At 58.5% G+C, this 23,976-nt stretch carries 20 protein-coding genes and 1 tRNA gene; 12 read left to right on the forward strand and 9 right to left on the reverse strand.

Annotation, left to right across the window (positions count from 1 at the left end):
* Positions 1 to 59: 59 nt before the first annotated feature.
* A complete protein-coding gene (locus L1P08_RS10135; RefSeq protein ID WP_303616902.1) occupies positions 60 to 3,677 on the reverse strand; it encodes a class I SAM-dependent DNA methyltransferase in 3,618 nt (1,205 codons plus the stop codon).
* Between the two features lie 158 nt (positions 3,678 to 3,835).
* On the opposite strand from L1P08_RS10135, the gene L1P08_RS10140 reads away from it, so the two are divergent.
* A complete protein-coding gene (locus L1P08_RS10140) occupies positions 3,836 to 4,852 on the forward strand; it encodes a restriction endonuclease (RefSeq protein WP_303616903.1) in 1,017 nt (338 codons plus the stop codon).
* A 136-nt stretch (positions 4,853 to 4,988) separates the two neighbouring features.
* Positions 4,989 to 5,065 (forward strand) — tRNA-Arg (locus L1P08_RS10145).
* A gap of 433 nt (positions 5,066 to 5,498) precedes the next feature.
* Here the strand turns inward: L1P08_RS10145 and L1P08_RS10150 are convergent.
* The 3 genes from L1P08_RS10150 to L1P08_RS10160 all read right to left on the reverse strand — a co-directional run bounded on the left by L1P08_RS10150 (position 5,499) and on the right by L1P08_RS10160 (position 9,463).
* Positions 5,499 to 6,506 (reverse strand): ABC transporter substrate-binding protein, encoded by a 1,008-nt coding sequence (locus L1P08_RS10150; protein WP_303616904.1) that lies wholly within the window; start codon positions 6,504 to 6,506, stop codon positions 5,499 to 5,501.
* A gap of 63 nt (positions 6,507 to 6,569) precedes the next feature.
* A complete protein-coding gene (locus L1P08_RS10155; RefSeq protein ID WP_303616905.1) occupies positions 6,570 to 8,315 on the reverse strand; it encodes an ABC transporter permease in 1,746 nt (581 codons plus the stop codon).
* A complete protein-coding gene (locus tag L1P08_RS10160) occupies positions 8,315 to 9,463 on the reverse strand; it encodes an ABC transporter ATP-binding protein (protein ID WP_303616906.1) in 1,149 nt (382 codons plus the stop codon). Before L1P08_RS10160 ends, L1P08_RS10155 begins: the two co-directional genes overlap by 1 nt.
* 142 nt (positions 9,464 to 9,605) lie before the next feature.
* On the opposite strand from L1P08_RS10160, the gene L1P08_RS10165 reads away from it, so the two are divergent.
* The 9 genes from L1P08_RS10165 to L1P08_RS10205 all read left to right on the forward strand — a co-directional run bounded on the left by L1P08_RS10165 (position 9,606) and on the right by L1P08_RS10205 (position 17,749).
* Complete coding sequence (locus L1P08_RS10165; protein WP_303616907.1) at positions 9,606 to 10,802, forward strand: CaiB/BaiF CoA transferase family protein; 1,197 nt, start codon at positions 9,606 to 9,608, stop codon at positions 10,800 to 10,802.
* Complete coding sequence (locus L1P08_RS10170) at positions 10,799 to 11,923, forward strand: 2-hydroxyacyl-CoA dehydratase family protein (RefSeq protein WP_303616908.1); 1,125 nt, start codon at positions 10,799 to 10,801, stop codon at positions 11,921 to 11,923. Before L1P08_RS10165 ends, L1P08_RS10170 begins: the two co-directional genes overlap by 4 nt.
* A complete protein-coding gene (locus tag L1P08_RS10175; RefSeq protein ID WP_303616909.1) occupies positions 11,920 to 13,188 on the forward strand; it encodes a 2-hydroxyacyl-CoA dehydratase family protein in 1,269 nt (422 codons plus the stop codon). The genes L1P08_RS10170 and L1P08_RS10175 overlap by 4 nt, the downstream gene beginning before the upstream one ends.
* Before the next feature lie 17 nt (positions 13,189 to 13,205).
* Positions 13,206 to 14,180 carry an NAD(P)H-quinone oxidoreductase gene (locus tag L1P08_RS10180; RefSeq protein WP_303616910.1) on the forward strand — a complete coding sequence of 325 codons (975 nt, stop codon included), beginning with the start codon at positions 13,206 to 13,208 and terminating at the stop codon, positions 14,178 to 14,180.
* 87 nt (positions 14,181 to 14,267) lie between these two features.
* Positions 14,268 to 15,089 carry an IclR family transcriptional regulator gene (locus tag L1P08_RS10185; RefSeq protein WP_303616911.1) on the forward strand — a complete coding sequence of 274 codons (822 nt, stop codon included), beginning with the start codon at positions 14,268 to 14,270 and terminating at the stop codon, positions 15,087 to 15,089.
* A 194-nt stretch (positions 15,090 to 15,283) separates the two neighbouring features.
* Positions 15,284 to 15,919 (forward strand): TetR/AcrR family transcriptional regulator, encoded by a 636-nt coding sequence (locus L1P08_RS10190; RefSeq protein WP_303616912.1) that lies wholly within the window; start codon positions 15,284 to 15,286, stop codon positions 15,917 to 15,919.
* Complete coding sequence (locus tag L1P08_RS10195; RefSeq protein ID WP_303616913.1) at positions 15,916 to 16,452, forward strand: GFA family protein; 537 nt, start codon at positions 15,916 to 15,918, stop codon at positions 16,450 to 16,452. Before L1P08_RS10190 ends, L1P08_RS10195 begins: the two co-directional genes overlap by 4 nt.
* Positions 16,445 to 16,753, forward strand: a complete 309-nt coding sequence (locus tag L1P08_RS10200; protein WP_303616914.1) for a DUF6958 family protein — start codon at positions 16,445 to 16,447, stop codon at positions 16,751 to 16,753. Before L1P08_RS10195 ends, L1P08_RS10200 begins: the two co-directional genes overlap by 8 nt.
* A gap of 84 nt (positions 16,754 to 16,837) precedes the next feature.
* Positions 16,838 to 17,749: a GntR family transcriptional regulator gene (locus L1P08_RS10205; protein WP_303616915.1), complete on the forward strand. Its 912-nt coding sequence runs from the start codon at positions 16,838 to 16,840 to the stop codon at positions 17,747 to 17,749.
* Positions 17,750 to 17,788: 39 nt separating this feature from the next.
* Here the strand turns inward: L1P08_RS10205 and L1P08_RS10210 are convergent, their stop codons facing one another.
* The 4 genes from L1P08_RS10210 to L1P08_RS10225 form a co-directional block, all read right to left on the reverse strand.
* Complete coding sequence (locus tag L1P08_RS10210; RefSeq protein WP_303616916.1) at positions 17,789 to 18,799, reverse strand: zinc-binding alcohol dehydrogenase family protein; 1,011 nt, start codon at positions 18,797 to 18,799, stop codon at positions 17,789 to 17,791.
* Positions 18,800 to 18,866: 67 nt separating this feature from the next.
* Positions 18,867 to 19,781, reverse strand: coding sequence for a sugar ABC transporter substrate-binding protein (locus L1P08_RS10215; protein WP_303616917.1), 915 nt, complete (start codon positions 19,779 to 19,781; stop codon positions 18,867 to 18,869).
* Between the two features lie 72 nt (positions 19,782 to 19,853).
* Positions 19,854 to 20,606: an ATP-binding cassette domain-containing protein gene (locus L1P08_RS10220; protein ID WP_303616918.1), complete on the reverse strand. Its 753-nt coding sequence runs from the start codon at positions 20,604 to 20,606 to the stop codon at positions 19,854 to 19,856.
* On the reverse strand, positions 20,603 to 21,538 hold the full coding sequence (locus L1P08_RS10225; protein ID WP_368077133.1) for an ABC transporter permease: 936 nt from the start codon (positions 21,536 to 21,538) through the stop codon (positions 20,603 to 20,605). The genes L1P08_RS10220 and L1P08_RS10225 overlap by 4 nt, the downstream gene beginning before the upstream one ends.
* A 355-nt stretch (positions 21,539 to 21,893) precedes the next feature.
* On the opposite strand from L1P08_RS10225, the gene L1P08_RS10230 reads away from it, so the two are divergent.
* A complete protein-coding gene (locus L1P08_RS10230) occupies positions 21,894 to 22,922 on the forward strand; it encodes a LacI family DNA-binding transcriptional regulator (protein ID WP_303616920.1) in 1,029 nt (342 codons plus the stop codon).
* A 44-nt stretch (positions 22,923 to 22,966) separates the two neighbouring features.
* Here L1P08_RS10230 and L1P08_RS10235 read toward each other — a convergent pair whose 3' ends face one another.
* Positions 22,967 to 23,971: an ABC transporter permease gene (locus L1P08_RS10235; protein WP_303616921.1), complete on the reverse strand. Its 1,005-nt coding sequence runs from the start codon at positions 23,969 to 23,971 to the stop codon at positions 22,967 to 22,969.
* Between the last annotated feature and the right edge of the window lie 5 nt (positions 23,972 to 23,976).

The raw sequence follows: 23,976 nt of genomic DNA on the forward strand, positions 1-23,976 counted from the left end.
GCGCGCTTCTATTCATGCCGCCCGATTTTTGTGCCCTATGATGTTAAACACCGCGAATATTAGCGCGGGACGAAATACCGGGTTTGACCGTCCATCTCGCCGGTGCGGGCAGAGCCGGTGGCGACGAGGGTGTTGAGCACCTGTTCGACACGGGTTTTGCGTTTTGGCGTATTGCGCCCGTCGAACGCTGCAGCGATGGCATCGGGGAGCACCGGGGCTGGTGCCTGTGCCAGCACATCGACAACCACACGGATCTGGTCGAGACCGTCGGTTGGCCATTTTGGCTTGTCGGCCTTGGTAATGATCGTGAGGTCCGCTTCTGCCTGCACGCCATCTGGCCGGGCAACTTTGTGACCAAGTTTTGGGATTTGATAGTCGGGGCGCAGCCAGCGCACCTGCCCACGTGCTTCTTCGGCAGCACGTGTTTGATTGAGGGCGACGAGGCGGGTCAGAAGGTCTTCTTCTGCTGCCTGCTGGTCTTCGGTCTTGTAACCGCTGGGCGTGGTCGCACCGGGCATCCCCACAAGGCGGGGTGCCAGATCATCCCACCCATAGGCCGCAAAGACCAATTGGTCGATTTCGTCGTGAATATCCTTGAGGACGCCGACCAGACCGGCATCGTAAATAGCGCGCTCCTTGTCGGTGAGCGGGTCGATAGTTTCACCGCGTTCAGCCAGAACGGCGCGACCCGGTCCGGCGCCCCATTCCAGCTCACGGACGCGTTCGAGCACATTATAAAGCCCGGTCATGGTGAGAAACTCGTGCGCCGCCAGACGCTCCTTGCGGAAGTTGTCGAGACGTTCGCCTAGGTCGGTGAGGCGCGATAAAGTTTCGGCGTTTTCGGCAAGATCTGGAAACGGAAAGGGAGTAAAGCAATCTGAGTGATTGTAAGTAGCATCATTTCCGACACCTAACCAGCCACCAGTGTTCTCACTGAAAGCCAAGTGCGGTCGTGACGAAACTACCGCCAGCACACTTGGATCATCCACGCCGATGCCAACTACCTTGCTTTCAATCACTACATCTTTGCTGAGATACTGGAACACTCGGTGCCTAGCTGTCCTAGCGGTTGCTATGAACCGAGGAAGTGGATTTGTGAGTGTTCGCCACTCCCCTCTAGGTTTGCCCCATACCCACCAATTCTCCGCGTAAGAAACGGCATCAGCAGTTGGCGACTTGTTAGCTTGGGCTTCCCGTTCAGGTTTTACTCGGTCGCGAATATATTGAAAAGCATAAGGCGCTTTGGTAGCGGCTTCCTTTCGAGAGAGTCCGAAAAGGTCTATCGCCAGAACGTTTCTGGAGGACTGCGCGAGATCACGCCCATTTACAAACCGTTTGAACAGTTCTCTTTCTGTTTCAGGAAACTCATCAGCAGATTTAACTATGAAGCCCATGCCGTGCAATTTTACCCCCATGTGCGCCAAACTGCTGTTGCCATGAAGTGGCTTAAGCAGACTCAGATCTGCTCCGACACTCAAATTAGCGCGAAGCTTCCCTTCCTTCGTCTCCAGTGACACCAAGGGCGCATCCGTATTCAGCCCGTTTTCATCTACCACCTCCGCCAGCACACCCTCACGTGCGCCCTTCACCGCAACAGTCATGGCAATGCGAACTGCCGCCTTGTCGGAGGCTTTCAGCCAAGGATGGTCCGGCACAGCAAAGATCAGTGAGAGCGGGGTCTTTCCCGCCATGTGCTTTTCGATCACGCGACGGGAAAACGTCTGGGTGATGGAATTGGTGGTGATGAAGCCAAAACGGCGGAGCGGATTGGGGTTGGATTTCGTCGCTTTGCGGGTGAGCCGCGTTGCCGCCTCATCCCAGAACTGCATGACGAAATCGGCACCGCCGGGCACATTCGGTCGGGCTTTCCACACCGCTTCGGCATAGCCATCACCCAGCTCGGCGCGCAAGTCCTTGCCGCCGATAAAGGGCGGGTTGCCGACAATGAACTCCACCTCTGGCCATGGGGCGGAACGCGGGTTTTTATAGGTATAAAGTTCTATATGGGCTGATGGGTCGGGCACATCTTCTCCGGTAATCGGATGGGCCATTTTCGTCACCCCGTCCCAGCGGGTGACAGGTGCGCCTTTGTCGTCGCGCACCAGCTCCTCGGCATCATAGGCCAGGATTGCATCCTGATGTTGGATGGTGCCATAGGCATGCAAGATTGGCTCGGGGATGTCTTTCAGACCGACCGTTTTAAGTTGCCATTTCAAAAACCCGATCCACAACACCAGATCGGCAATGGGCACCGCGCGTGGATTGAGTTCGAGCCCATGGAACTGGCGCGGGTTGACGGTTTCGCCGTCCATCATCAATGAGGACTGGTCCTCGCCCAAATCCTCGATGGCGGTAAGCACTTCGCCCTCGAGCTTTTTCAATAGCTCAAGCGACACATAGAGAAAATTGCCGGTGCCGCAGGCCGGGTCGAGCACGCGGGTGGTGCAGAGTTTGTGATGGAAGTCCTTGGCCAGTTTCAATGCCGCGTCATCGTCGCCCGCATCATGCAATTCCCTCAGCCGCGCCTGCACCTCGACCCAGTCGCCGCGCAGTGGCTCGATGATGGTGGGAACCACCAGCCGCTCCACATAGGCGCGCGGGGTGTAATGGGCACCGAGTTTAGAGCGCTCGCGCGGATCAAGTGCGCGTTCGAGCAGGGTGCCAAAAATGGCCGGCTCCACATCCTGCCAATCCATTTTGGCTGCGACGTAAAGCTCGTGAATATCCTCTGGTGCTAATGGCAGGGCGCGGCGCGTTTTGAACAGGGAACCGTTGAAGCGCTTCAGCGAGGCCATGGAGCGCGGCTCAAACCCGCCTTCGTCCATGGTCTTCCACAACGTCTCAAGAGCTGGAACGAAAGCTTTTGGATCATCAGCAAGCTGGCCCAGCAGATCGGCGAACATGCCTTTGGGCAGCAGATCCACATCTTCGGCAAACATTGTGAACAGGCAGCGCATGAGGAACTCGGCCACGTCGCGCGGGTCATGTTTGCCTTCAAGGCGCTTGGCGATGATCGAGAGGCGGCCAGCAATGTCTCGCGTGACTTCGGCCGATTTTTTCGCGGGGTCGAGGCTGTGCGGATCTGACCAAATGGCCGCGAGCCGGGCTTGCACGTTTGCATCGCGCAGATCGTCCATACGGATGCGATAGTTCTGCCGGTCTGGGAAATGTGCGTAGTTTTTTCCCTGCCCTGAGAAGTCGGCATAGATTTCGATGACATGGCCAACATCGACCACAATCAAAAAGGGCGGGTAGCCGTGTTCAACCGGCAACGCGCGGGCATAGTTCTCCGCCTGCCGCCGCGCTTCGATCATCACCTTGTCCCAGCCAGCACCACCCCGGCGGGCATGGCCAAGCTTGCGCTGACCAGCTTCTTCGCCATGCAGGTCGAACTGGTTTTCAGCCGCCTTTTGGCGCTTGGCGGATTGTTTGGCTTCGAGCACGAAACTGTCGCGCTTATAGCAATCGATAAAGCCTGCCGTGCGCGAGCCATCGGGATGTTTGAAATCGACACGGCGTTCAAAAACATAATCGTTGTGATGATTGTGCTCTTGCGCCATCTCAGGCTTTTGCAAACCGAGCGCTTCACACAGCCCGAGAATGAACAGCTGATAGTTGGCCCGCTCCGAACCACCCGAAGCGGAGGCGTTGGCTATGAGTTGGTCTAAATCGGTCAAATGCAAATGCCTGAATGAAATCCCCTGGGGGGCAGGTTAGCCATGGGCAGAGGGAGCGTCCAGAGAAGAGTTTTGACCTTTAGCGCAGGGCACTTGTTCCTGTTAAAAATGCCGTTCATTATATTGACTGCAGTTGGAAGCTTTTGGGGGAGGCACAAGTGCCAGTATGGGTTGCACGCGCTGGTCGCAATGGTGAGCAGGAACAATATGCGTTGTCGAACAATGTAGCTGTGGCGGGATGGGACGATGCGCCTGATTTTGCCGCCGTAAAGTCTCGCGAACAGCTTCTGCCCTTACTCGTGGAGACTTATTCCGAAGAGGCCGAAAATAAGCTGAAGAACTGGGAAACCCAGATTTGGGCGTTCTCGAACAGAATAGCGATTGGAGACCTTGTTATCCTCCCCCGGAAGCGCACCTCGACTGTCGCGATTGGCAAGGTTACTGGCACCTATCGTTTTGTCACCGACGCGCCAGCGGGTTGCAAACATCAAATTCCGATAGAGTGGATCAAAAAGGACATCCCGCGACAAAGCATAGATAGCGACCTGCGATTCTCTATTGGTGGCGCGATGACCGTGTTTCAGGTCAGCCGCAATCGTGCGGAGGATCGGTTTCGCGCCATGCTTGAAGGGCGAACATTGTCAGTCGGAAATGACCGCAAGCAGGAAGCAGTATCTGAAGGAGAGGATATTTCGGCTCCTGATCTTGAGCGGATCGCAACCGACCAGATTTCTGATCACATCAGCCGAAAATTTCGCGGGCATGAATTAGAGCGGCTTGTGGAGGCGGTTCTGATTGCGCAGGGTTTCGTGACCGACCGCACCGACGAGGGAGCGGATGGAGGCGTTGATATCCTGTGCGGCAAAGGCTCACTCGGGCTAGAATCTCCTCGCATGTGCGTTCAGGTCAAATCGCAAGACGGCGCTCTTGATGTGAAGGTTGTGCGGGAGCTTCAAGGGGTGTTGAGCACCTTCGGTGCAGATCTTGGTCTCATAGTCGCATGGGGTGGCTTTACCAGCAAAGCTGATGACGAAGCGCGGCGGAATTTTTTCAAGATCCGCTTATGGACCCCGGATACTCTGATCAGTCAGCTGGTCTCAGTGTATGACAAGCTTCCAGAAGATATTCAAAAGGACTTGCCGCTCAAGCGCATTTGGACGCTGGTTCAGGACTAATACGTATCCCGGCACTTACCCGCCACATAAAAGCACCCGACACGATTCGAACGTGTGACCGAGGCCGTTAAGAATTTTGCGCGTCTTCCCTCTTGCAGCCAGGGCTTTGCTGCGCCATAAGCATGAAACTGGTTTAGCACCCGTAGCTCAGCTGGATAGAGCGCTGCCCTCCGAAGGCAGAGGTCACACGTTCGAATCGTGTCGGGTGCACCAGTTTTTCTCTGGGTTGGATGATTGTGGTACCACCACGGTGGCCGTGAAAAGGGTGCCGTATATTGGTTCGCGCCAATAGGTGGGGCCGGGCAAGGTTTCGTGCGCCAGATTTTATACGAAGTGGGTTGTTTCCCGCTTTTGCTTTTTTTGCCTCGTTCCGGTTTCGCTGTGTTCCGGCGTGGCGAATACTTATTTTGGTGATCGCTTCACTTGCAGTTTCAGGGGCGTCATCGTGACGATGTGCGGATTGCTGCATGCTGCCGGGGACGTGCGGCCTTGGTCCTCTTCTTTAGAAGAAACCTGTTCCCCAGGACGAAGACTTACCGAATAAATGCGAGCGCTGATGTGGGGCCTGTTGACGGGCCTGGCACCCGCACGCGATGCGTGCGGGTGCCAGGCAGAAGGCATAATTGCTAGAGTTCGCGCTTATACTCTAGAGACCCATCAGCTTTGCCATTTCGTCGGATTCGGCCTGGGCAATTGCCGGATCGATCACCACGACCTTGGGCATATTACGTGCACCGGGCACGCCCTCGATCGGGGGGAAGCCATCGGGGTTGTTGAGCTGCTGGCCTTCCACTGTGGTCAGGAAGGACATGAACAGCTTCGCCGCATTGGGGTTTGGCGCATCTGCCACCAGACTCATCAGGTTATTCGATGAGATCGTCGGCTCAGGGAACGCCTCTTGCAGCGGCGCGCCCTTGGCGATCAGTCCCACTGCGACCTGATGAATGCCCGGGGCATACATGGCCTGTGCTCCGGCGGCTACCTGTTGCATTCCCGGCACCGCGCTTTTCGAATAGGTTGCGTTCTTGCCCAGCCGCCGCAGGAAGTCGTCACCATAGGCATCGCGCAACATTTTGTAGAACTGGTTCGAGGTGACGCCAGAGCGTGGATCTGTGAGCATAACCTGTCCCGCCCATTGCGGATCAGCCAGATCTTCCCAACTATCCAGCCCCTCGGCCACCAGATCCGTATTCCACACCAGCGAATAGGGATTATAGCCCAGAATGACATAGCCATCGAACACGGCTTCGGCGGGCCATGTCGATATGCCGGGCACGTCGTCGAGAGCGGCGAAGATACCCGCTTTCACGCCATCGACGTGAAAGGCCTGGTCGGTGCTGTAATAGATGTCTGCAATATTGATGCTGGATTCACGCTCGGCCATGAAACGCTGGGCCAGCGCCGATGAGCTTTGGCGCTGCACATCAACGGTGATATTGTATTTTTCCTGAAATGCATCCGCGAGCCCTTGCAGGATACCCGGATCAATATTGGCATAAATGGATAGTTTGCCTTCGCCTTGGGCGGCATCGACCAGTGCCTGGTCCTGTCCCTGGGCGGCTCCGGTAAGCGTCGCTGACATGACCAGCGAAGCGGCCAAAGCCGACAGGGTTGAAACCATCCTGCCGATATGGGTTTTGTAGTTATGTGACATAGTCTCCTCCTTATTCACAATTATTGGTTTTCAACGGCACGGACGATGGCCCGTGCCAAGCCGTCACGAAACGGTGGCCTTGTGTGCCCGCCGGGTTATGAAGAGCATTAGCCCCACAAGCGTTGAGCTGATCACCGTGATCACCAGGGCAAGTGCCGCCACTTGCGGAAAGTTTCCAAAGTTCCAGAAATCGAGCAGTACCCGCCCGATCACCGGGTTATGCGTACCGGAGAGAAAGGCTGAGGCCGTGACCTCTCCGACCGTATGCACGAAGACCATGATCCAGCCCGCAACAAGACCTGGCAGGGCCAACGGCAGCAAGATCTTCACCAGTGTCCTGAGGTCGCTGGCCTTTGAGACGCGGGACGATTCACTGAGCTCGGCCCCGATAGAATCGGCAGCGGCAGCCGATGCGCGGGCGGCATAGGTAATTGTCATTATCAGGTATGCAAAAAACAGAATGGCGGTGGTGCCATAAATGCGTAGCGGCTCGCGACTGAAAGCCAGAATGAAAGCCACCCCGATCACCGTATGCGGAATGGTCGCTGGCAGGCCTGTCAGGCTATCGGCGAATTTGCGCGCTGTACCATTCCGGGTGAAGTGCAGGGCAATGGCACCCGTGAGCAGCATGTTGAGTGTGGCAACGGCAAAACCCAGCACCATCGAGTTGACGAGAGCTGCCACGGTCTGCCGGTTCTCGAACAGGACAAAGCGGAAATTGTCGAGGGTCAGCACCGACAGATTGATCGCAGGCGTCCAGAAAGGCTGCAAAGATACCAGCAGCAAACCCAGAAGCGGGAGGACCGAGGTCGCCACGAGATATAGCACCGCAACGCCGAGCACCGCATAGCGGAAACGCCCAAGCCGCACGGCCGTGCCCCGGAACCCCTTGCCGGCAATGGTGGCATTTTGCCCGCGTTTGACCAGCATGTTCTGGCCGAAAAGCAGGATCTGCACCACCAAGAGCAAACCGATTGCAAGAACAAGAGCCGGGCCGGTCTGGGCGGGGTATTCGCTTAAAAGCCGGAAAATATAAACCGACAGCACATCGATGCGCGCGCCCGCGCCAAGCACGGCGGGGACGGAAAACAAGCTGACGCCGGAAATGAAGCCCAAGAGAATGGAAGCGGCGAGCGCAGGCTTGATTGCGGGAAAGGTCACCTTCAGGATGGTGCGCAACGGGCCGGCACCACTTACGCGTGACGCTTCTTCAACCGCTGGATCGAGCCTTTGCAAGGCGGCAGACACAACCAGATAGACATATGGAACCGTGTAAAGTCCGGTGATGATCACCAGGCCGGTCATGGAATATATGTTGAACGGCCCCTGACGCAGATCGATCCCGAAGAGCTGCAGCATTCCGCGAAAGAAATAATTGAGCAGCCCTGCGCGCGGATCGAGCAACACCGCCCAGCCAATCACACCGGCGACGGGGGGCACGATAAGAGCGGCAAGGGGCAGCAACTGCCCCATAAAGCCCAGGCTGGCATCGGACCGTTCATTGGCCCAGGCGAGGGCCGAACCAATAACAATCGCGATACCGGTTGCGCCGACAACGACAATCAGCGTGTTGAGGATGACCGTGGGAATTGAGCGCGACAAGTCACCCGTTGTAAGCCGCGCAAATCCGTCGACCACGTTGCTGAATTCGTAAATCAGGGCGATGCCAAGGGGGTAGATAATGAGCATTGCGGAAAGTGCGATCAGTATTGACCACAAGGTAATAGTGAACGGGCTCAGCCGGGCGACATAGGGCCGGAGCCGGAATCGTCTGGTGGCCGTCTCGATCTCAGGAGCAGTGAAGCTCATTATTCACTGCCCCCTACCTCAAAGATCCGGACCTTTTCCAGCGGACAGCATATATGAACCTGCTGGCCGATTTCGCGTGGCGCCTGGCCGCTTTGCGACACCACTATATCGTGGTCACCGCACCGGATTACGTGCTGGACAACTGCCCCCAGATAGAAGGAGTGAGTCAGTTCGCCGGAAACGACATTTGTTTCGGCGGCCCGGCTTGCATCAACAAAACTGCAATGTTCAGGGCGGAACATCACCCAGGCCTTGTCGCCGGATTTGAGCGGGGTACCGCCCACCACGCCCTTGAGCGCACCAATGGGGGTCGACACGGTCAGCGTGTCACCGGCTTCAAGGATTTCTGCCTCGATCTCATTGGCCGAGCCCACAAAGTCGGCCACATAGCGGGTGCGCGGCCTGTCATAGATATCCATGGGCGTTCCGGTCTGCGCAATTTGGCCGACATTCATCACCGCCACGCGGTCGGCAAGCGCGAGCGCTTCGACCTGGTCGTGTGTCACATAAACGGCTGAAAATCCGATGCGGGCCTGCAGGTTGAGCAGTTCGATACGCAAACGCTCGCGCACCTTGGCATCGAGATTTGACAAAGGCTCATCAAACAGCACAAGCCCATCGCCCGATACAATCGCACGGGCCAGCGCCACGCGCTGTTGCTGACCGCCGCTTAACTGTCCGGGGTAAGCGGCACCATAGGTGCCAAGACCGACCAGCTCCAGCGCCTCCTGGGCCCGGGCGTGCGCATCCCGCGTATTCACGCCACCGTTTTTGAGCGGATAAGCCACGTTCTCGCTGATTTTAAGGTGTGGCCACAGCGCATAGGACTGAAACACCATGTTGAGCTGACGCTTTTCGGGGGGCACGAAAACCCCGGATTCCGAACAGAAAACCAGTTGCCCATTGATATAGATCTGACCGGCATCCGGTTCTTCCAGACCAGCAATACATCGCAGAAGCGTCGTTTTTCCGCAGCCGCTCGGCCCCAGCAAGACAACGAATTCATCAGCACCGATTTCCAGCGACACATTGTCGAGTGCGACATGCTCGCCCCGGCGTGTGCGGTAGATCTTGGACAGGTTGCGAATCGAAACCCGCACCGCTGTACCTTCCTGTTTTTCCGCACCTTCCTGCCGCCGTTCAAGCATCAGTCCCTCCTCCCAGATTGCGCCTATTGGCGTTTGGACTTCGTTATGTTACATAGCGGAAACTATCACGATGTGCAATAGACTCGCACCATGTGAAAAGATTAGCTCGTATTTGGGCAAAGATGGCAGGAGCAAGAAATCTATGGCGCAAGCATTAAACGGGATCAAAATCCTCGACCTTTCCCATGTAATGGCGGGCCCATTCTGCACACGTCAACTGGCGCTGCTGGGCGCGGAGGTGATCAAGGTGGAGCGCCCGGGTGAGGGCGATGTCATGCGTTATTACGGCCATGATCCGCGCTTTGGACGAAACTCTCCCAACTTTGTGGGCTATAATGCGGGCAAGCGGTCGATCACGCTCGATTTTTCGACCGCAGAAGGCATGAATATCCTCAGGCGCCTGATCAGCGACACCGATGTTCTGGTGGAAAATTTTCGCCCCGGCGTGCTCGATGCCAAAGGCCTGGGCTGGGAAGACTGCAAGGCAATCAACAGCTCACTTATTTATTGCTCAATCTCCGGATACGGGCAGGATTCTCACCTCAAGCACAACCCCGCCTATGACCACATCGCTCAGGCAATGTCCGGAATGATGTCGCTGCAAGGCGCCGAGAACGATCCGCCCATGAAGGTCGGTTTTCCCTTGATTGACACTTTTTCAGGCCACATGGCAGCGTTCTCCATACTTGCCGCGCTGGTTCGGCGTGAGCGCGGGGGCGGCGGCCAGCGCATCGATGTGAGCATGCTGGACGCCTCGATGGTGCTGATGAGTTCAATGGTTCTGAAGTATCTTGCGACCGGCGATGTGCCGCCGCGTGTTGGCAACAAGGGGTTCAGTCTCAGCGCGACTGCAGACATGTTCGAGACCAGTGACCGGCCTATCTCCATTGGTGCGAATACCAACGCCCAGTTCGTTTCACTCTGCAAGGTGCTGGGACTTGACGGTCTCATCGAGGATCCGCGTTACGCAAACGCGCCTGGACGATGGGAGCATTCCAAACCGTTGCGCGCAGAAATTTCTGCAGCGGTTGCCAAGTGGAAGGCCGAAGAGCTCGAAATCGAACTCAATGCCAGCGATGTGCCGGCAGCGGTGGTGCGCGATCTCGCCGGGATCATCAATCATCCCCATTTCGATGGCCGGCCAACCTTTTACGATGTGGACGTCCCTGCATGGGAGGGGTCAACGCGGATCATCAACGGCGGATTTGTTACCGATGTGGATGGACCGGGAACCAGCACCCAAGCCCCCGACCTTGGCGAACACACCGATGAAATACTGTCGGAACTGGGGTTTGACGCGCGTACGGTCGCGGACTTGAAGGAGCGCAAGGTCATATGAGTAAAAGCCTGACCGATCTGCACCAACTTGATGCGCTGCTTGCCGACCCTCTCGCGCCGGCGCGCGCCAAAAAAGAGGCAGGCACGATGGTTTTCGGCGTTCTGGGCGCCGCCGCGCCGCGCGAAGTCATCGAAGCCGCTGGCGGGTTCGGTGTCAGATTGCGTGGCGGCCCGCAAGGCGCGACGCCGCGCGCTGACCGCTTCATGGAACCTGTGCACGAGATGTGGCTCCGCCAGGTGTTCGACACATTGCTCTCGGGCGAGTTCGACCTGTTGGACGCCATTGTCGTGCCGCGAAGCTCGGAGGGCCTGCTGCAGTTTTACTATCTCGTTGAATATGTGCGTTCGGTCGAGCCTGACCTCAAACTGCCACCGCTTATTCTGTTCGATCTGCTGCAAACGCCCGGCAAACTAACCGAAGATTACGTGCACCAACGTGTGCTTGGCCTTGCAGAGACCTTCGGCACGATCACCGGCAAACCGGTGACGGCCGAGGCTCTGTCAACTCAGATAGCTCATGCCAACGGTGCGCGGGCAGCGTTTCGGGCTGCAACCAGGCTCCCGGGCGCGACTGGCGCGCAGCGACTGCGGCTTGCTGCCGCCGGCCAGTTGCTAGACGCCGCTGATTTTCGCTTATTGTGCGAGACCGCCGGGGATGCGTGGCACGGGGACATTCCGGCACGCCCGGGGATCTTTGTCAGTGGTGCCGGGCATGAATCTCCCATGATCTATGATGTCATCGCCGCGGCCGGCATCGATGTCATCGGCGAAGATCATGACTGGGGTGAACGCCTTTATGCCCATGACATCGCAACCGAGGCGGACCCGTTCCGCGCCGTTGCGCGCCACTACCAAATCCATGGCATCACGCCACGTCAATTTGAACCAGGCCCACCCGCTGACGATCAAACCGGAACGGATGCCCCGGCCGGTGCGCTATTCTGTTTCGATGAGCATGATGACACCTTTGGCTGGGACTATCCCGCCCATCGGTCCCGGCTGGCGGCCGCAGGCCTGGCGGTAGGTGTCGTGCGTACGCGAAGCGGCGCGTTCGCCACAAATGCCGACGCCGAGACCCTTTCGCGATTTCTGAACACCGTGACCTCCGGGGGATCCCAATGACGCAACCCGCCTACGAGCCCCTTGCAGCGACTGCGCTGGCCAAAGAGCGGCAGAAGCAGTGGTTTACCGATTTCCGCGATCGCGCAATCAACGAGGGTGAACCTTATGTGATCGCGGCAGCGGTCTCCCCCCACGAAATTTTTCACACCATGGGCGTGCCGCTGGTGACCAACACCTGGTATTCCTCCATCATTTCGGCCAAGCGGCTCTCCCCCTATTATTTCGATCTTATGGAAAAGCTTGGATACCACGCGGATCTTCCGCGTTATCTGAGCCTGCCGATGATGACGACACTTGATGGGGATGCCGAGCGGGCGCCCTATGGCGGATTGCCCAAACCCGCCATGATCGTGGACCGTCTGCGCGGCGATTATGCGCAGCGCATCTCGCGTCAATGGGCTGCCGCGTTCGGCTCTCCCCATTATTTTCTGGATGTGCCGGCACAGACACGGCTTGCGCCCGATTGGTGGAACAGGGCCCAGCACGCCTGGGAGAACCTTTATGAGCCGCACCGCCTCGACTTCTATGTGAACCAGATCAAGGGCCTGATCGCGTTTGCCCAAGAGGAGACCGGGCGCCGGTTCGATCTGGACGCATTCGGGGACCAGATGCACAAGATCAACGCTGCCGGCGAAAACGTCTCCCGCGCCCGCGATTTGATTGCCAGCGCCGACAAACTGCCCGTTGCCATGCCGGATCAGCTGACCAATGTGATGGCTGCAACCTGGAACAGAGGTTCCCAATGGTCCGTTGACCATACAGCGCGCTATGCCGACGAGATCGCCGGGCGCGTTGAAAACGGAACCTCGGTCGCACCCAATGAAAAAAAGCGCCTCTTGTGGCTCAATACGGGGCTGTGGTTCAACACAGCCTTCTATCGCGCATTTGAGGAAAGCCACGGTGCGGTTTTTGTGTGGTCGATGTATTCGAACTATCTTTCGGACGGGTACCGCAAATATTCCTCTTCGGATCCGTTGCGGGCCCTGGCGGCACGCAGCATCTCGATGAACGAACAATTGCACCTGCCGCCTTGGATGTCCGGCTGGATCTTGAAACAGGCGGAAGATTTTCGCGCCGACGGGGCGGTGATGCTGACCCCGATCGGGGACCGGCTTTCCGCATTCGGCACCCGCGCCTGCATTGACATGCTGGAGCGGAATGGCCTGCCCGTGCTTGAACTGAGCGCCAGCATGGTCGATGCCCGGATGTGGGACAATGACGAGATGATTGCCAAGGTGGGTAATTTTATCGAAACGCGTCTTTAGGCACCAGGGAGAGCATTATGCAGGCAATTGAAATCGACGGTAAAGGTGGCCCGGAAGTTCTCAGGATGGTCGAGCGGCCAGCGCCGCAACCAAGAGCCGGAGAAGTGCAGATCGCTGTGACGGCCGCCGGCGTCAATGGCGCTGATCTCGCACAACGCCGCGGTGTTTATCCGCCCCCTGAAGGGGCGTCGGATTTGCCGGGGCTCGAGGTGTCGGGAACCATTTCCGCGCTTGGGGCAGATGTGTCCGGTTTTGCGGTTGGCGACAGGGTTTGTGCCCTGCTGGAGGGCGGCGGGTATGCACAATATTGCACCGTGCCCGCAGGTCAGGTTCTGCCTGTGCCGGACAGCATGGACCTGGTGGCCAGCGCGGGCATAGTTGAGACCACGGCCACGGTCTGGAGTAATATTTTCGAGATCGGCAAGCTCAAGAAGGGCGAGACCCTGCTCGTGCATGGCGGTGGCAGCGGCATCGGCACGACTGCCATTCAACTGGGCAAGCTGTTCGGCGCGCGCGTCTTCGTCACCTGCCAGAATGAAGAAAAGGCGCAGCGCTGCGTCCAACTCGGTGCTGAGCGCGCGATCAATTACCGCCGCGAAGATTTTGCGGAAATCCTGCGCAGTGAAGGCGGTGCCGACGTCATTCTTGATATCATCGGCGGCCCCTATCTCGAAAATAATATAAAGGCCCTGAAACGCGGTGGCCGGCTCGTTTTCATCGCATTCGGGCAGGGCCGCAACGGCACGCTCGACATCGCACGCGTGATGATGAACGGGTTGACGGTTACCGGCTCGACCTTGCGTGCCCGGCCAATCGCGGAAAAGGCGCGGCTTGTCTCTGAATTGAGGAAACATGTCTGGCCGCATCTGACCAATGGCGGGTTCGTTCCTGTGATTGATCAGGTCTTTTCAATGGCGGATGCAGCCAAAGCCCATGAGCACATGGAGGCAAGCCGCCATTTCGGCAAAATCGTGCTCAAGATGCCCGCGTGAGCCGGCGCGCAGACCAAGCACAATGTTCATTTGCGGATTGCGCCTATATATAGCTGGTGAAACGCAACGAACATTGAGTCGGGCCCAATGACACAAGAGGTCGAGCCGAACGCCGATACGCAAGCTGCCGCGGACGGCAAACGCCCTTACAAGATAAATGTGCTTGATCGCGTCGTTGGGATTTTGGAGGCCTTTGCCCGCAGGGGCAGCAACCTGTCGCTCAGCGAGATCGCTCAGGAAACCGACCTGCATGTAAGCACCTGCCTGCGCCTGCTCTCAAACCTCCAGTTCCATGGCCTTGTCACCAAGGAAGAGGACAGTGGGCGCTATCGCCTCGGCTACCGGTTTCTGGCGCTTGCCGAAGTGGCCCGTGGGCAATCAGGATTAGTGGAGACCGCACGGCCCATCATGCGCGACCTTTCGCGCAAGTTCAACGAAACGGTGGTCTTTTCCGTACGCTCCGGCGACTTCCGGATTGATCTTGAGCAGATTGTTGGATTGCAGGCTGTAAGGCGGGTGGTCACGCTGGGGATTGAAAAACCACTCTATGCGGGCGCAGCCAGCCGGGTATTGCTGTCGGGCATGTCAGAGGTTGAACTCGACCGGTATCTTGCACGCGTGAAGCTCAAAAAACTCGCGACGCGCACAATTACAGATGTTCAGGTGCTCAAGGCGTCGCTGGTGGATATCCGCACACAGGGCTATGCCAAAAGTGTCCAAGAACAGTTTGACGATAGCGGCGGTGGCATCGTTGCGCCGGTTTACGGTGTGCGAGGCGAAGTTGCGGCGGCACTTGGTATCTCGGTTCCCCAATTTCGCTTCAGCGAGGCCCTGCAGGAGCTTCTGGTGCCGGAAGTCCTTAAAGCGGCAAGCCAGGTCTCTGACGCAATTTCGGGCAAGAAATCCTAGACAATTGACCGGCGGCATCACGCCTGGGTGTCGCGTCACGTTTACAACCGGATGGCGTTCAGCCACCGCTATGCCGGGTATTCATCGACTTTCTGAATGGCGCTGCGCGTCCGGCGCAAAAGCCGTTCCCCCATGCCTTTTTGACGGCAAAACTTTTGGATTGCCAAATACCGACCGTATGGTATGTATTGATCATGTCCAGACCCACCAAACAGGCCCCGGAGCGAGGTGATGCAAGTACGCGGCTTTTGGAAGCCGCGCGGGATGTCATTCGTCAAAAGGGCTTCGCCGCGACCAGTGTTGACGACCTTTGCCGGATGGCCGCCGTTACCAAGGGCGCGTTCTTTCATAATTTCGGCAGCAAGGAAGCCCTTGGGGTGGCGGCTGCCGATTTCTGGGCCGAGACGACATCGGCTTTCTTCGCTGCTGCCCCCTATCATCAACCCGCCGACCCGCTGGCGCGCGTGCTCGCCTATGTTGCATTCCGCCGGGCCATCATCAGCGGAGAACTGGCCGATTTCACCTGTCTTGTGGGCACCATGGCGCAGGAAGTTCATGCAAGCTCGCCGGACATTCGTGATGCGTGCGGCCGCAGCATTTTCGGCCATGCGGCAACGCTTGAAGCGGACATCGAACAGGCCCGATCCGACCGCAACATTACGGGCGACTGGACTGCGGCAAGTCTCGCCCGGCACACCCAGGCCGTTATCCAGGGCGGGTTCGTGCTGGCGAAAGCGGGAAACAATGCCGAGCTGGCGAAGGAAAGCCTCGACCATCTCGACCGCTATATCCGTCATCTCTTTCATATTACGGGAGACAACCCGACATGAACAAAACCACCCATATCGGCTGCGCCTGCGGCGAGACCCGTCTCGAATTGCACGGCGCGCCGTTCCTTGTGTCGGAATGTCTTTGTGACAGTTGCCGCGCTGCGGCAGCCCGGCTGGCGAGGTTAGAAGGGGCAAAGAACATGCTGACCGCTTACGCGGCGACGCCAAGCGCCGATTATCGCAAAGACCGCGTTCAGGTGGTTTCAGGGATGAAACATCTGAAGGCATTCAGGCTGTCGCCAGACGCCGGCACGCGCCGCATCGTCGCCACGTGCTGCAACACGCCGGTCTTTCAGGAATTGAAGGGCGCGCACTGGCTCAGCATCTATTTGCACCTGTGGCCGAACGCGGCACGGCCACGTCCCGAAATGCGTACCATGACCGGCGACCTGCCCGATGCGACCGGTCTGCCCGATGATATTCCGAACCTTAAAACCCACAATTTTTCTTTTTACATGAAGCTGCTGGGGGCGTGGATCGGCATGGGCTTTCGCAATCCAAAACTTGAGATACGGGGACAGATCGATGCCTGAGGACAAGATCGAAGTTGAGAGCATCACAACGCCCGGCCGTACCCGGCGTGTCGATCGCGCCAAGTATACGGCGATGCGCGCGGCGCTTCTGGCTGTGCTGCCAGAGGCGGTGCCCGGCATGTCGGTGGCTGAGGCCAAGGCGGCCTTGCTTTCGCGCCTGCCTGACGCACTGTTCCCCCAGGGGAAAACAGCGGGATGGTGGTTGAAGGCGGTTCAGCTTGATCTGGAAGCCAAAGGCATTATTTCTCGGGCACCCGGCAAGCCGGTACGGCTTTACAAGCACCCCGCCGTCCCTGAATAGCGCAGCCCGGATATGGGTGGACGCCGGGTTGCCGGTCCTGTATTTTTATGGCTAAAATGCCGTGATCAACAGGATGCCAATAACGTGAAATCTGACACGGTATATAAAAAGGCCTTCAACACCATCCTGCCGCTTTTGCGGCAGCAAACGCCCGGCAGCCTGATGCCTTCTGAAAACACGCTGCGGGTGCAGCTGGGTGTGAGCCGAACCACTGTTCGCAAGGTGCTGGCGGAGCTGGAGACGCGCGGCTATTTGCGGTCGACAGAAGACGGACGGGTTGTGACCGCGCTGCCACCGCAAGGGACCGGATATCCTGAATCAGAGGTGCTCTCGACCGCCGAGCTGGTGGAACGCCAGTTCATGGAATGGATTGTGCGCGAGGATGTGCAACCCGACGCGCTGATCAACGAACTTGAACTGGCGCGGCAATTTGGGGTTGGCACCAATGGCATCCGCGAGTTTCTCAACGGCTTCCGGCGTTTTGGGCTGATTGAAAAACGTCCCAATTCCGGCTGGAGTTTCAAGGGTTTTACACCTGAATTCGCCGGCGAATTGTTTGAGATCCGCGAGCTGTTCGAGATGCGTTCAGCGATTGCCTTTACCGATCTCGGCCCGCAGGATCCGCTCTGGGCCGGGCTTGATGATCTCGATGTCGAGCATCGCGCCCTGCTTGACGATATCGACACGCGGTTCAATGATTTCTCGGATCTGGACAACCGGTTCCATCGCCTCGTCAACTCGGTGCAACCCAATCGCTTTGTCACCGATTTCTACGAGATCATCGCCTTTGTGTTTCACTATCACTACCAGTGGAACAAGACATGCGAGCGCACCCGCAATGAACGGGCTCTGCTTGAACATCTGAACTATATCGATGCGCTCAAATCCCGTAATCGCCGCCGGATCGTTTCCGCATGCCGCAAGCATCTGGCAACAGCCCGGCTGACGCTTTTGCAAACAAATTTCGGGGCTGGCGAACCGGCGACAGCCGCTTGAAGGCCCCGCCTCTCCTTGCGTGCCGGCCGGTCTGCGCTGTCAAATCTCGATGACGGCCTTGATGAGGCCGGACTTGTGGGTGGCCCAATGCGGCATATCCTTGAGCGCCCCGCGCAATGTCGTGCGGTGGGTGATCCAGTCGGCAGAGCGGGCACCCCCGGCCTTGATGGCGGCAATCACGCGCTCGAAATCAACCTGCAATGCATTGCGGCTGGCCAGAAGCGTCATTTCCTTGCGGTGAAAATCCGCATCGACAAAGCTGATGTCGCCCTTGACGATGCTGACAAGACAGTAACGGCCGCCATGCGCCACATGATTGAAGCCCTGCTCGATTGAGGCCCGGCTGCCGGTTGCATCGAACACCACATCGAACCCCTCATCGGCAATGGCGTGAAGCGCCCCGCTGTCACCGGCGTCCACGGCATGGCAATTGGGGACGAGTTTTTGTGCGGCATCCAGACGGTCGCGATCCCGGTCGATAACCGTGACGGCGCCGCCGGCAAGGGCTGCGAACAGAGCTGTGCCAAGACCGATCGGACCAGCCCCGACGACAAGCACCTGATCGTGCGCGGATACATTCGCGCGCCGTGCCGCATGTGCGCCAATTGCGAGAAACTCGACCATGGCGCACTCATCGACGCTGAGGCCCGCGGCCGGCACCAGATTGCGCAAAGGCAAGGCCAGCAGCCCGGCCATGCCGCCATCACGGTGCACACCCAGAACGCCAATTTGGGTGCAACAATTGGGTTTGTCCTTGCGGCAGGCAATGCAGGTGCCGCAGGCAATATAGGGATTGACCGCATAGGTTGTGCCCGGCGCGATGCCGGATCCTGCCGGGGCCTCCACGATTTCGACGGCCAGCTCATGGCCCATGATGCGCGGGTAATTCAGAAACGGCTGGTTGCCCGCCAAGATATGATAATCGGTGCCGCAAATTCCAGAACGGCGGGGTGCCACCAGGACCTCGTCATCGCCACGGGCTGGTTGGGGACGTTGTTCAATTGCGAGTGCGCCCGGTGCGGTAACGACAAGGGCGGGAAAGCTGGTCATTTGAAATCCTTGGTGTGGTCAGGCCGGCATGAGAGGCCGGCACCGAGGTGCCGGCCCGGATATCTGATTATTGAAAATCGGCGACGTTATCCGCTGTGACGAGGGCCGCGCCGGAATCAATCAATGTGGGCACGTCTTCCCCGGCAATGGCACGCACCAGGGCATCGACACCCAGCTCAGCCATTTTTGAGGGATATTGCGCCACAGTTGCATCTTCCTGACCGGAAACGATCTTTTCGATCTCGCCGCAACAGGCATCGAAGCCGACAAGAATGATGGCATCATTGGCAATGCCGGCATTGGAGATGGCCTGGGCTGCACCAACGGCGGGGGGCCCACAGGCGGCATAGATGGCCTTGAGGTCCGGGTTGGCAGTCAGCAGATCGTCGGCAACGGAAATGCCAAGTTCCTCGGTGCAGTTGGTGCCATTGCGGCCAACGATCTCGACGTCGAGACCATCAAGCCCCTCAAGCATGCCATTGACGCGATCATCAAGGGCGGGGACGCCGGGCACACCCTCGAGAATACCAAGGGTGTCGCCGGCCTTGAGCACCGATTTCAGATAGCCGCCGGCGATCTTGCCAGCCGCATAATTGTCAGTGGTGGCAAGCGCTGTGGCATTTTCCCAACCGGGAATTGAATTGTCCATCAAGACGACTTTGACCCCGTCAGCGATGGCCCGGTCCAGTGTCGGGGCGACAGTTGGATCGACCGGCGTGATGGCGATGCCTTGTACCCCTTGGGTGACCATGGATTCGATAAGAGCGATCTGCCCTTCAATGTCGGTCGATGATGCGCCCTGGCCATAGATGATTTCCACGCCCGGATTGGCTTCGGCGTAGGCCTTGGCCGCATTTTCCATGGTGGCAAAGAACGGCACCGGAAATTTGGTGATGAAGCCAAGCTTCACATCCGCGGCGGTAGCGGGAACGGCAATTGACGCTGCCAGCGCCAGCCCTCCCAGAAGTCGAACAAGTTTCATTGTAGATCCTCCCGTGTTGCAGCCGGCCCTCTCCGGGCGGCCATTATTCCTGTCGAGCGACAGTAAATTTGCTTATTCCGCGCCCACGATCATGGAGACGAGTTCCTGCTGATTGGACCGTGTGGGATTTGTCAGTTCGCCGACCTTGTTGCCTTGCCGCAGCACGACGGCGCGGTCGGCCAGTTCAACGACATGTTCCATGTTATGGGTGATCAGGATCACGGCATTGCCCTCGTCACGAAGCTGGGCCACCAGATCGAGCACCTTGCGGCTTTCGCGCAAGCCAAGCGCTGCTGTCGGCTCATCAAGGATGACGACCTTGCGGGCAAACACCGTGGCCCGGGCCACCGCGATCGCCTGGCGCTGCCCGCCCGACATCAGCGCCACCGGCGCATCAAACCTGGGCAGGTTCACCTTGAGACGGTCGATCACGGAGGCCGCTTCGCGATCCATCCGGCGGGTCGCCAGAAACCGCATGCCCCGCGGCAGCCAGCGGGGAAAAGAAAGTTCGCGGCCGCAGTAAAAATTCTGGGCCGGGGTCAGATTGTCGAACAATGCCAGGTCCTGATAGACCGTCTCGACACCCGCGCTTCGCGCCGCTGAGGGGGTGCGTAACGCAATCTTTTTCCCGTCGAGCAGAATGTCGCCTTCGGTCAGCGTGTGGACGCCGCTGATGCATTTGATCAGGGTCGATTTGCCGGCACCATTATCGCCAAGCAGCGCCAGCACCTCGCCGCGATGCGCTTGCAGGCTGACGCCCTTGAGCGCGTGGACGGCGCCGAAACGCATATGGGCGTCGCGCACCTCGAGAACGGGCGTCTTCATCGTGCGCCCCCCGCCTGCCGTACGCGCATTCGCGCCTCCAGATGATTGCGCAACACGTCTGACTCCACGGCCATGACAATGATCACGCCTATGGCGATGAGCTGAAAGTAGAGGTTCACATTGAGCAGGTTGAGGGCATTGCGGATAACGCCGATCATGACCGCGCCGACCAGCGCATGGCCGATATGGCCGCGACCGCCAAGAAAGCTGGCGCCGCCTATGATGACCGCGGCAATTGTATCGAGTTCGAGCAGGTTGCCATAAAGCGGGGAGCCGGCTTCGGTGCGGCCCGATAACAGGATCGCCCCCACGCCACAGCACAATCCGGCGATTACATAGGTCGAGACAATAATCGCATTGACGGGTATGCCCATGCGCCGTGCCGCATCGGGTTGACCGCCGACCGCATAAATCCAGCGGCCCCAAACCACATAGCGCGCCATTACCGTGATCAGCAGGGCAACCAGCACGACGACAAAAAAGGAGTTGGGAACGCCAAAGCTGGAACCGCCGCCGATTGTGGTGATCAGCTCGGGCATGCCGCGCATGGTTGTGTGACCGATGGACAATTCCAGCGCAAGCCCGCGGGCTATCGACAAGGTCGCCAGGGTAATAATGAAGGCGTGCGGCAACCGGCCATAAACAAATATCAAGCCGTTGACCGCCCCCACCGCCGCCCCGGCCATGAGCATGGTGCCCATCACCACAATCGCGTTGTCATTCACCCGGAACATGAGGGCGCCCAACACCGTAGCCAGCGCCAGATTGGCACCGACCGAGAGGTCAATGCCGCGTGTCAGGATCACCAGATGCTGGCCCATGGCGACAACCGAGATCACCGCAATCTGGGCCAGAATGTTGGAGAGGTTGCGTGGCGAAAAGAAATTCGGGACCCCCAGACTGAGCACCACGAACAGCGCCAGCAGGATCACAACCGGCCCGGCGCCGAGCAGTTTGAGGCCGAGCGAAAGGCCCGTCAAAGGCACACGCGCACCCGCCCCGGAGGACGTGGTTTTGCCGATGGAATTAATCGTCACTTTTCTCTCCCCAGCGGGGGCGTTTGGACCCCGCGCATTTGTGGGACAAATTAAAGTCGGGGGGGCGCCGAAGCGTCAAATTGTTTTTTATGGGCGTAAAATGGGTGATATATACAAGCAACGGGCTTTGGTTCGGGTTGACTTTGGCGACGCTGATGATCACCAAAAATACCTTTGATGCAGATCTTTCCTGAGGTGAAAAACGGCAATGCCGAGGACGAAACGACGGGCAAGCGCTGGACGGCCCACGATGATGGACGTCGCTGCCGCAGCGGGTGTTTCCCAGGCGACAGTCTCGCTTGTCCTTAGTGGAAGCAAGGGCGCGAGACTGTCTGCGGAAACCCGGCGGAAAGTGCTCGAGGCGTCCAAGACGCTCGGGTACCGGTTCGTGCGCCGCGGGTCGCGGACGGTGCCGGACGGCCATTCGACCATCGTTTTCATTGCCGATGAAATCTCGACGGATCCATGGATGTCGCTGGCATTCGAGGGCGCGCGCGACAGGGCAATCGAGGTCGGGGTGAACCTGCTGATGGTGGTCAGCCACGGGGATGCCGATGTGGAAACCAATATCCTGGCTGACCTTGGCAAGTTGCCCCTTTTGGGGGTGATCTATGGCACGATCCTGACACGGCAGGTTCAGGTTCCCCCGGCGCTGGCAGAGAACCGTCTGGTCATGGTCAATTGCTATGATGCGGCGGGCGCGTTTCACGCCATTCTGCCCGGCGACCAGTTGGGTGGCCGGACCGCAACCGAACACCTGCTCCAGACCGGACGCCGGCGCATTGCCCTCATCAATGGGCAACCCGGGCTCGATGCGACGCGGGACCGCCTCAAGGGTTACCGCCAGGCGCTGGCCAGCAACGATATTCCGTTCGACCCTGCTCTGGTGCGTCCGGGCAATTGGGAGCCGTCAGCAGGATATGAAATGACCCTGCAACTGATGGGGCTCGACAACCCACCCGACGCGATATTCTGCGCCAATGACATGATGGCGGTCGGTTGTTATGACGCCTTGCGGTTTCTGGGGGTCAATGTGCCAAGGGACGTATCGGTCATAGGTTTCGATGACCGCGAGATTGCCCAATATCTGCACCCGCCCCTGAGCACGCTGATACTGCCCTTTTACGAGATGGGGCGGACGGCTGTGGAACTGATGCTTGATGTTGCCGGCGGGTTGCACCGCTCACCGAGCCGGACAAAAATTGAATGCGAGTTACTGCCGCGGGCCTCAACGCGGGTCCGCCCGGAAATGTCCGGCAAGGAGATGGCGGCAGAGTAGGTTTTAAGCCGCCCCGCGCTTGGCGGGACGGCCTGGGGCTGCGCTCAGTCCGAGGACCGGGCGCTGCGGAAGCGGTCAAAGGCCACGGCGATCACGATGAACGAGCCGACGAAAGCGCCCTGCCAGAAGGTGCTGATGCCCAGCAGGATAAGACTGTTGCGAATTACCTCAATCAGCAATGCGCCCACAACCGCCCCGAAGGCGGTGCCAACGCCGCCAGCCAGATTGGCACCGCCGATAACGGCAGCGGCAATCACCGACAATTCCATTGCCTGACCGAGGTTTGTGGTGACACCACCCAGCCAACCGACTTCAAGTACGCCGGTGATCCCGGCCATCAGGGCCGTGAAAACATAAACCGATACCTTGAGCTGTTTGACAGGAATACCGGTCAGCTTTGCGGCCTGTTCATTGCCGCCCATGGCGAACAGGTGTTGTCCCCAGCGGGTCCATTTGAACAGAAATCCGGTCAGAACAGCCAGGACAGCCAGAACGATCAATGGATTGGGCAGGCCAAGTGTCGAGCCGCCGCCCAGGGACAGCAGCAAATCATGATCGGGCCCGAATTCGTAAATCATCTTGTTGTTGGAGAGAACCATGGCAAGTGAACGGGCCACCGACAACATGCCCAGGGTGACCACAAACGGGGGCATGCCCGCATAGGCAATCAGGATGCCATTGACGGCACCAACCGCCATGGCCGCGAGCAAGGCGGCGGGCACGCCGACCCAGAAGGGCAATCCCGAGGACATGAGGACAGCCACTGTCATGGCAGAGAGAACCACGGTCGACCCCACCGAAAGGTCGATGCCCCCGGAGGCAATGGCGGCTGTCATGCCAAGCGCGATAATGCCCACAAAGGCAAAATTGCGCGACACGTTGAACAGGTTCCGTTCGGTCGCAAATGTGTCGGTAAGCAAGGTCAGCGCCATGCATGCAAGCAATGCGGCGATGAACACCCAGAAGGTATGATGGCTGGTCAGACGGGAAAGCATGCTGCGATGCTCGGAGCGGTCGATGACTTCGGTCAGGGTATTGGTGGTTGTCATGTTTT

This window comes from Mariluticola halotolerans, from assembly GCF_021611515.1.
GTDB classification, from domain to species: domain Bacteria; phylum Pseudomonadota; class Alphaproteobacteria; order Rhizobiales; family Devosiaceae; genus Mariluticola; species Mariluticola halotolerans.

Coding starts and splice junctions, on each gene's coding strand:
- L1P08_RS10190 (WP_303616912.1), top strand. CDS start 15,284: ATGTCCAGACCCACCAAACAGGCCCCGGAGCGAGGTGATGCAAGTACG.
- L1P08_RS10210 (WP_303616916.1), bottom strand. CDS start 18,799: ATGACCAGCTTTCCCGCCCTTGTCGTTACCGCACCGGGCGCACTCGCA.
- L1P08_RS10170 (WP_303616908.1), top strand. CDS start 10,799: ATGAGTAAAAGCCTGACCGATCTGCACCAACTTGATGCGCTGCTTGCC.
- L1P08_RS10235 (WP_303616921.1), bottom strand. CDS start 23,971: ATGACAACCACCAATACCCTGACCGAAGTCATCGACCGCTCCGAGCAT.
- L1P08_RS10230 (WP_303616920.1), top strand. CDS start 21,894: ATGATGGACGTCGCTGCCGCAGCGGGTGTTTCCCAGGCGACAGTCTCG.
- L1P08_RS10220 (WP_303616918.1), bottom strand. CDS start 20,606: ATGAAGACGCCCGTTCTCGAGGTGCGCGACGCCCATATGCGTTTCGGC.
- L1P08_RS10160 (WP_303616906.1), bottom strand. CDS start 9,463: ATGCTTGAACGGCGGCAGGAAGGTGCGGAAAAACAGGAAGGTACAGCG.
- L1P08_RS10165 (WP_303616907.1), top strand. CDS start 9,606: ATGGCGCAAGCATTAAACGGGATCAAAATCCTCGACCTTTCCCATGTA.
- L1P08_RS10155 (WP_303616905.1), bottom strand. CDS start 8,315: ATGAGCTTCACTGCTCCTGAGATCGAGACGGCCACCAGACGATTCCGG.
- L1P08_RS10180 (WP_303616910.1), top strand. CDS start 13,206: ATGCAGGCAATTGAAATCGACGGTAAAGGTGGCCCGGAAGTTCTCAGG.
- L1P08_RS10185 (WP_303616911.1), top strand. CDS start 14,268: ATGACACAAGAGGTCGAGCCGAACGCCGATACGCAAGCTGCCGCGGAC.
- L1P08_RS10150 (WP_303616904.1), bottom strand. CDS start 6,506: ATGTCACATAACTACAAAACCCATATCGGCAGGATGGTTTCAACCCTG.
- L1P08_RS10200 (WP_303616914.1), top strand. CDS start 16,445: ATGCCTGAGGACAAGATCGAAGTTGAGAGCATCACAACGCCCGGCCGT.
- L1P08_RS10195 (WP_303616913.1), top strand. CDS start 15,916: ATGAACAAAACCACCCATATCGGCTGCGCCTGCGGCGAGACCCGTCTC.
- L1P08_RS10175 (WP_303616909.1), top strand. CDS start 11,920: ATGACGCAACCCGCCTACGAGCCCCTTGCAGCGACTGCGCTGGCCAAA.
- L1P08_RS10215 (WP_303616917.1), bottom strand. CDS start 19,781: ATGAAACTTGTTCGACTTCTGGGAGGGCTGGCGCTGGCAGCGTCAATT.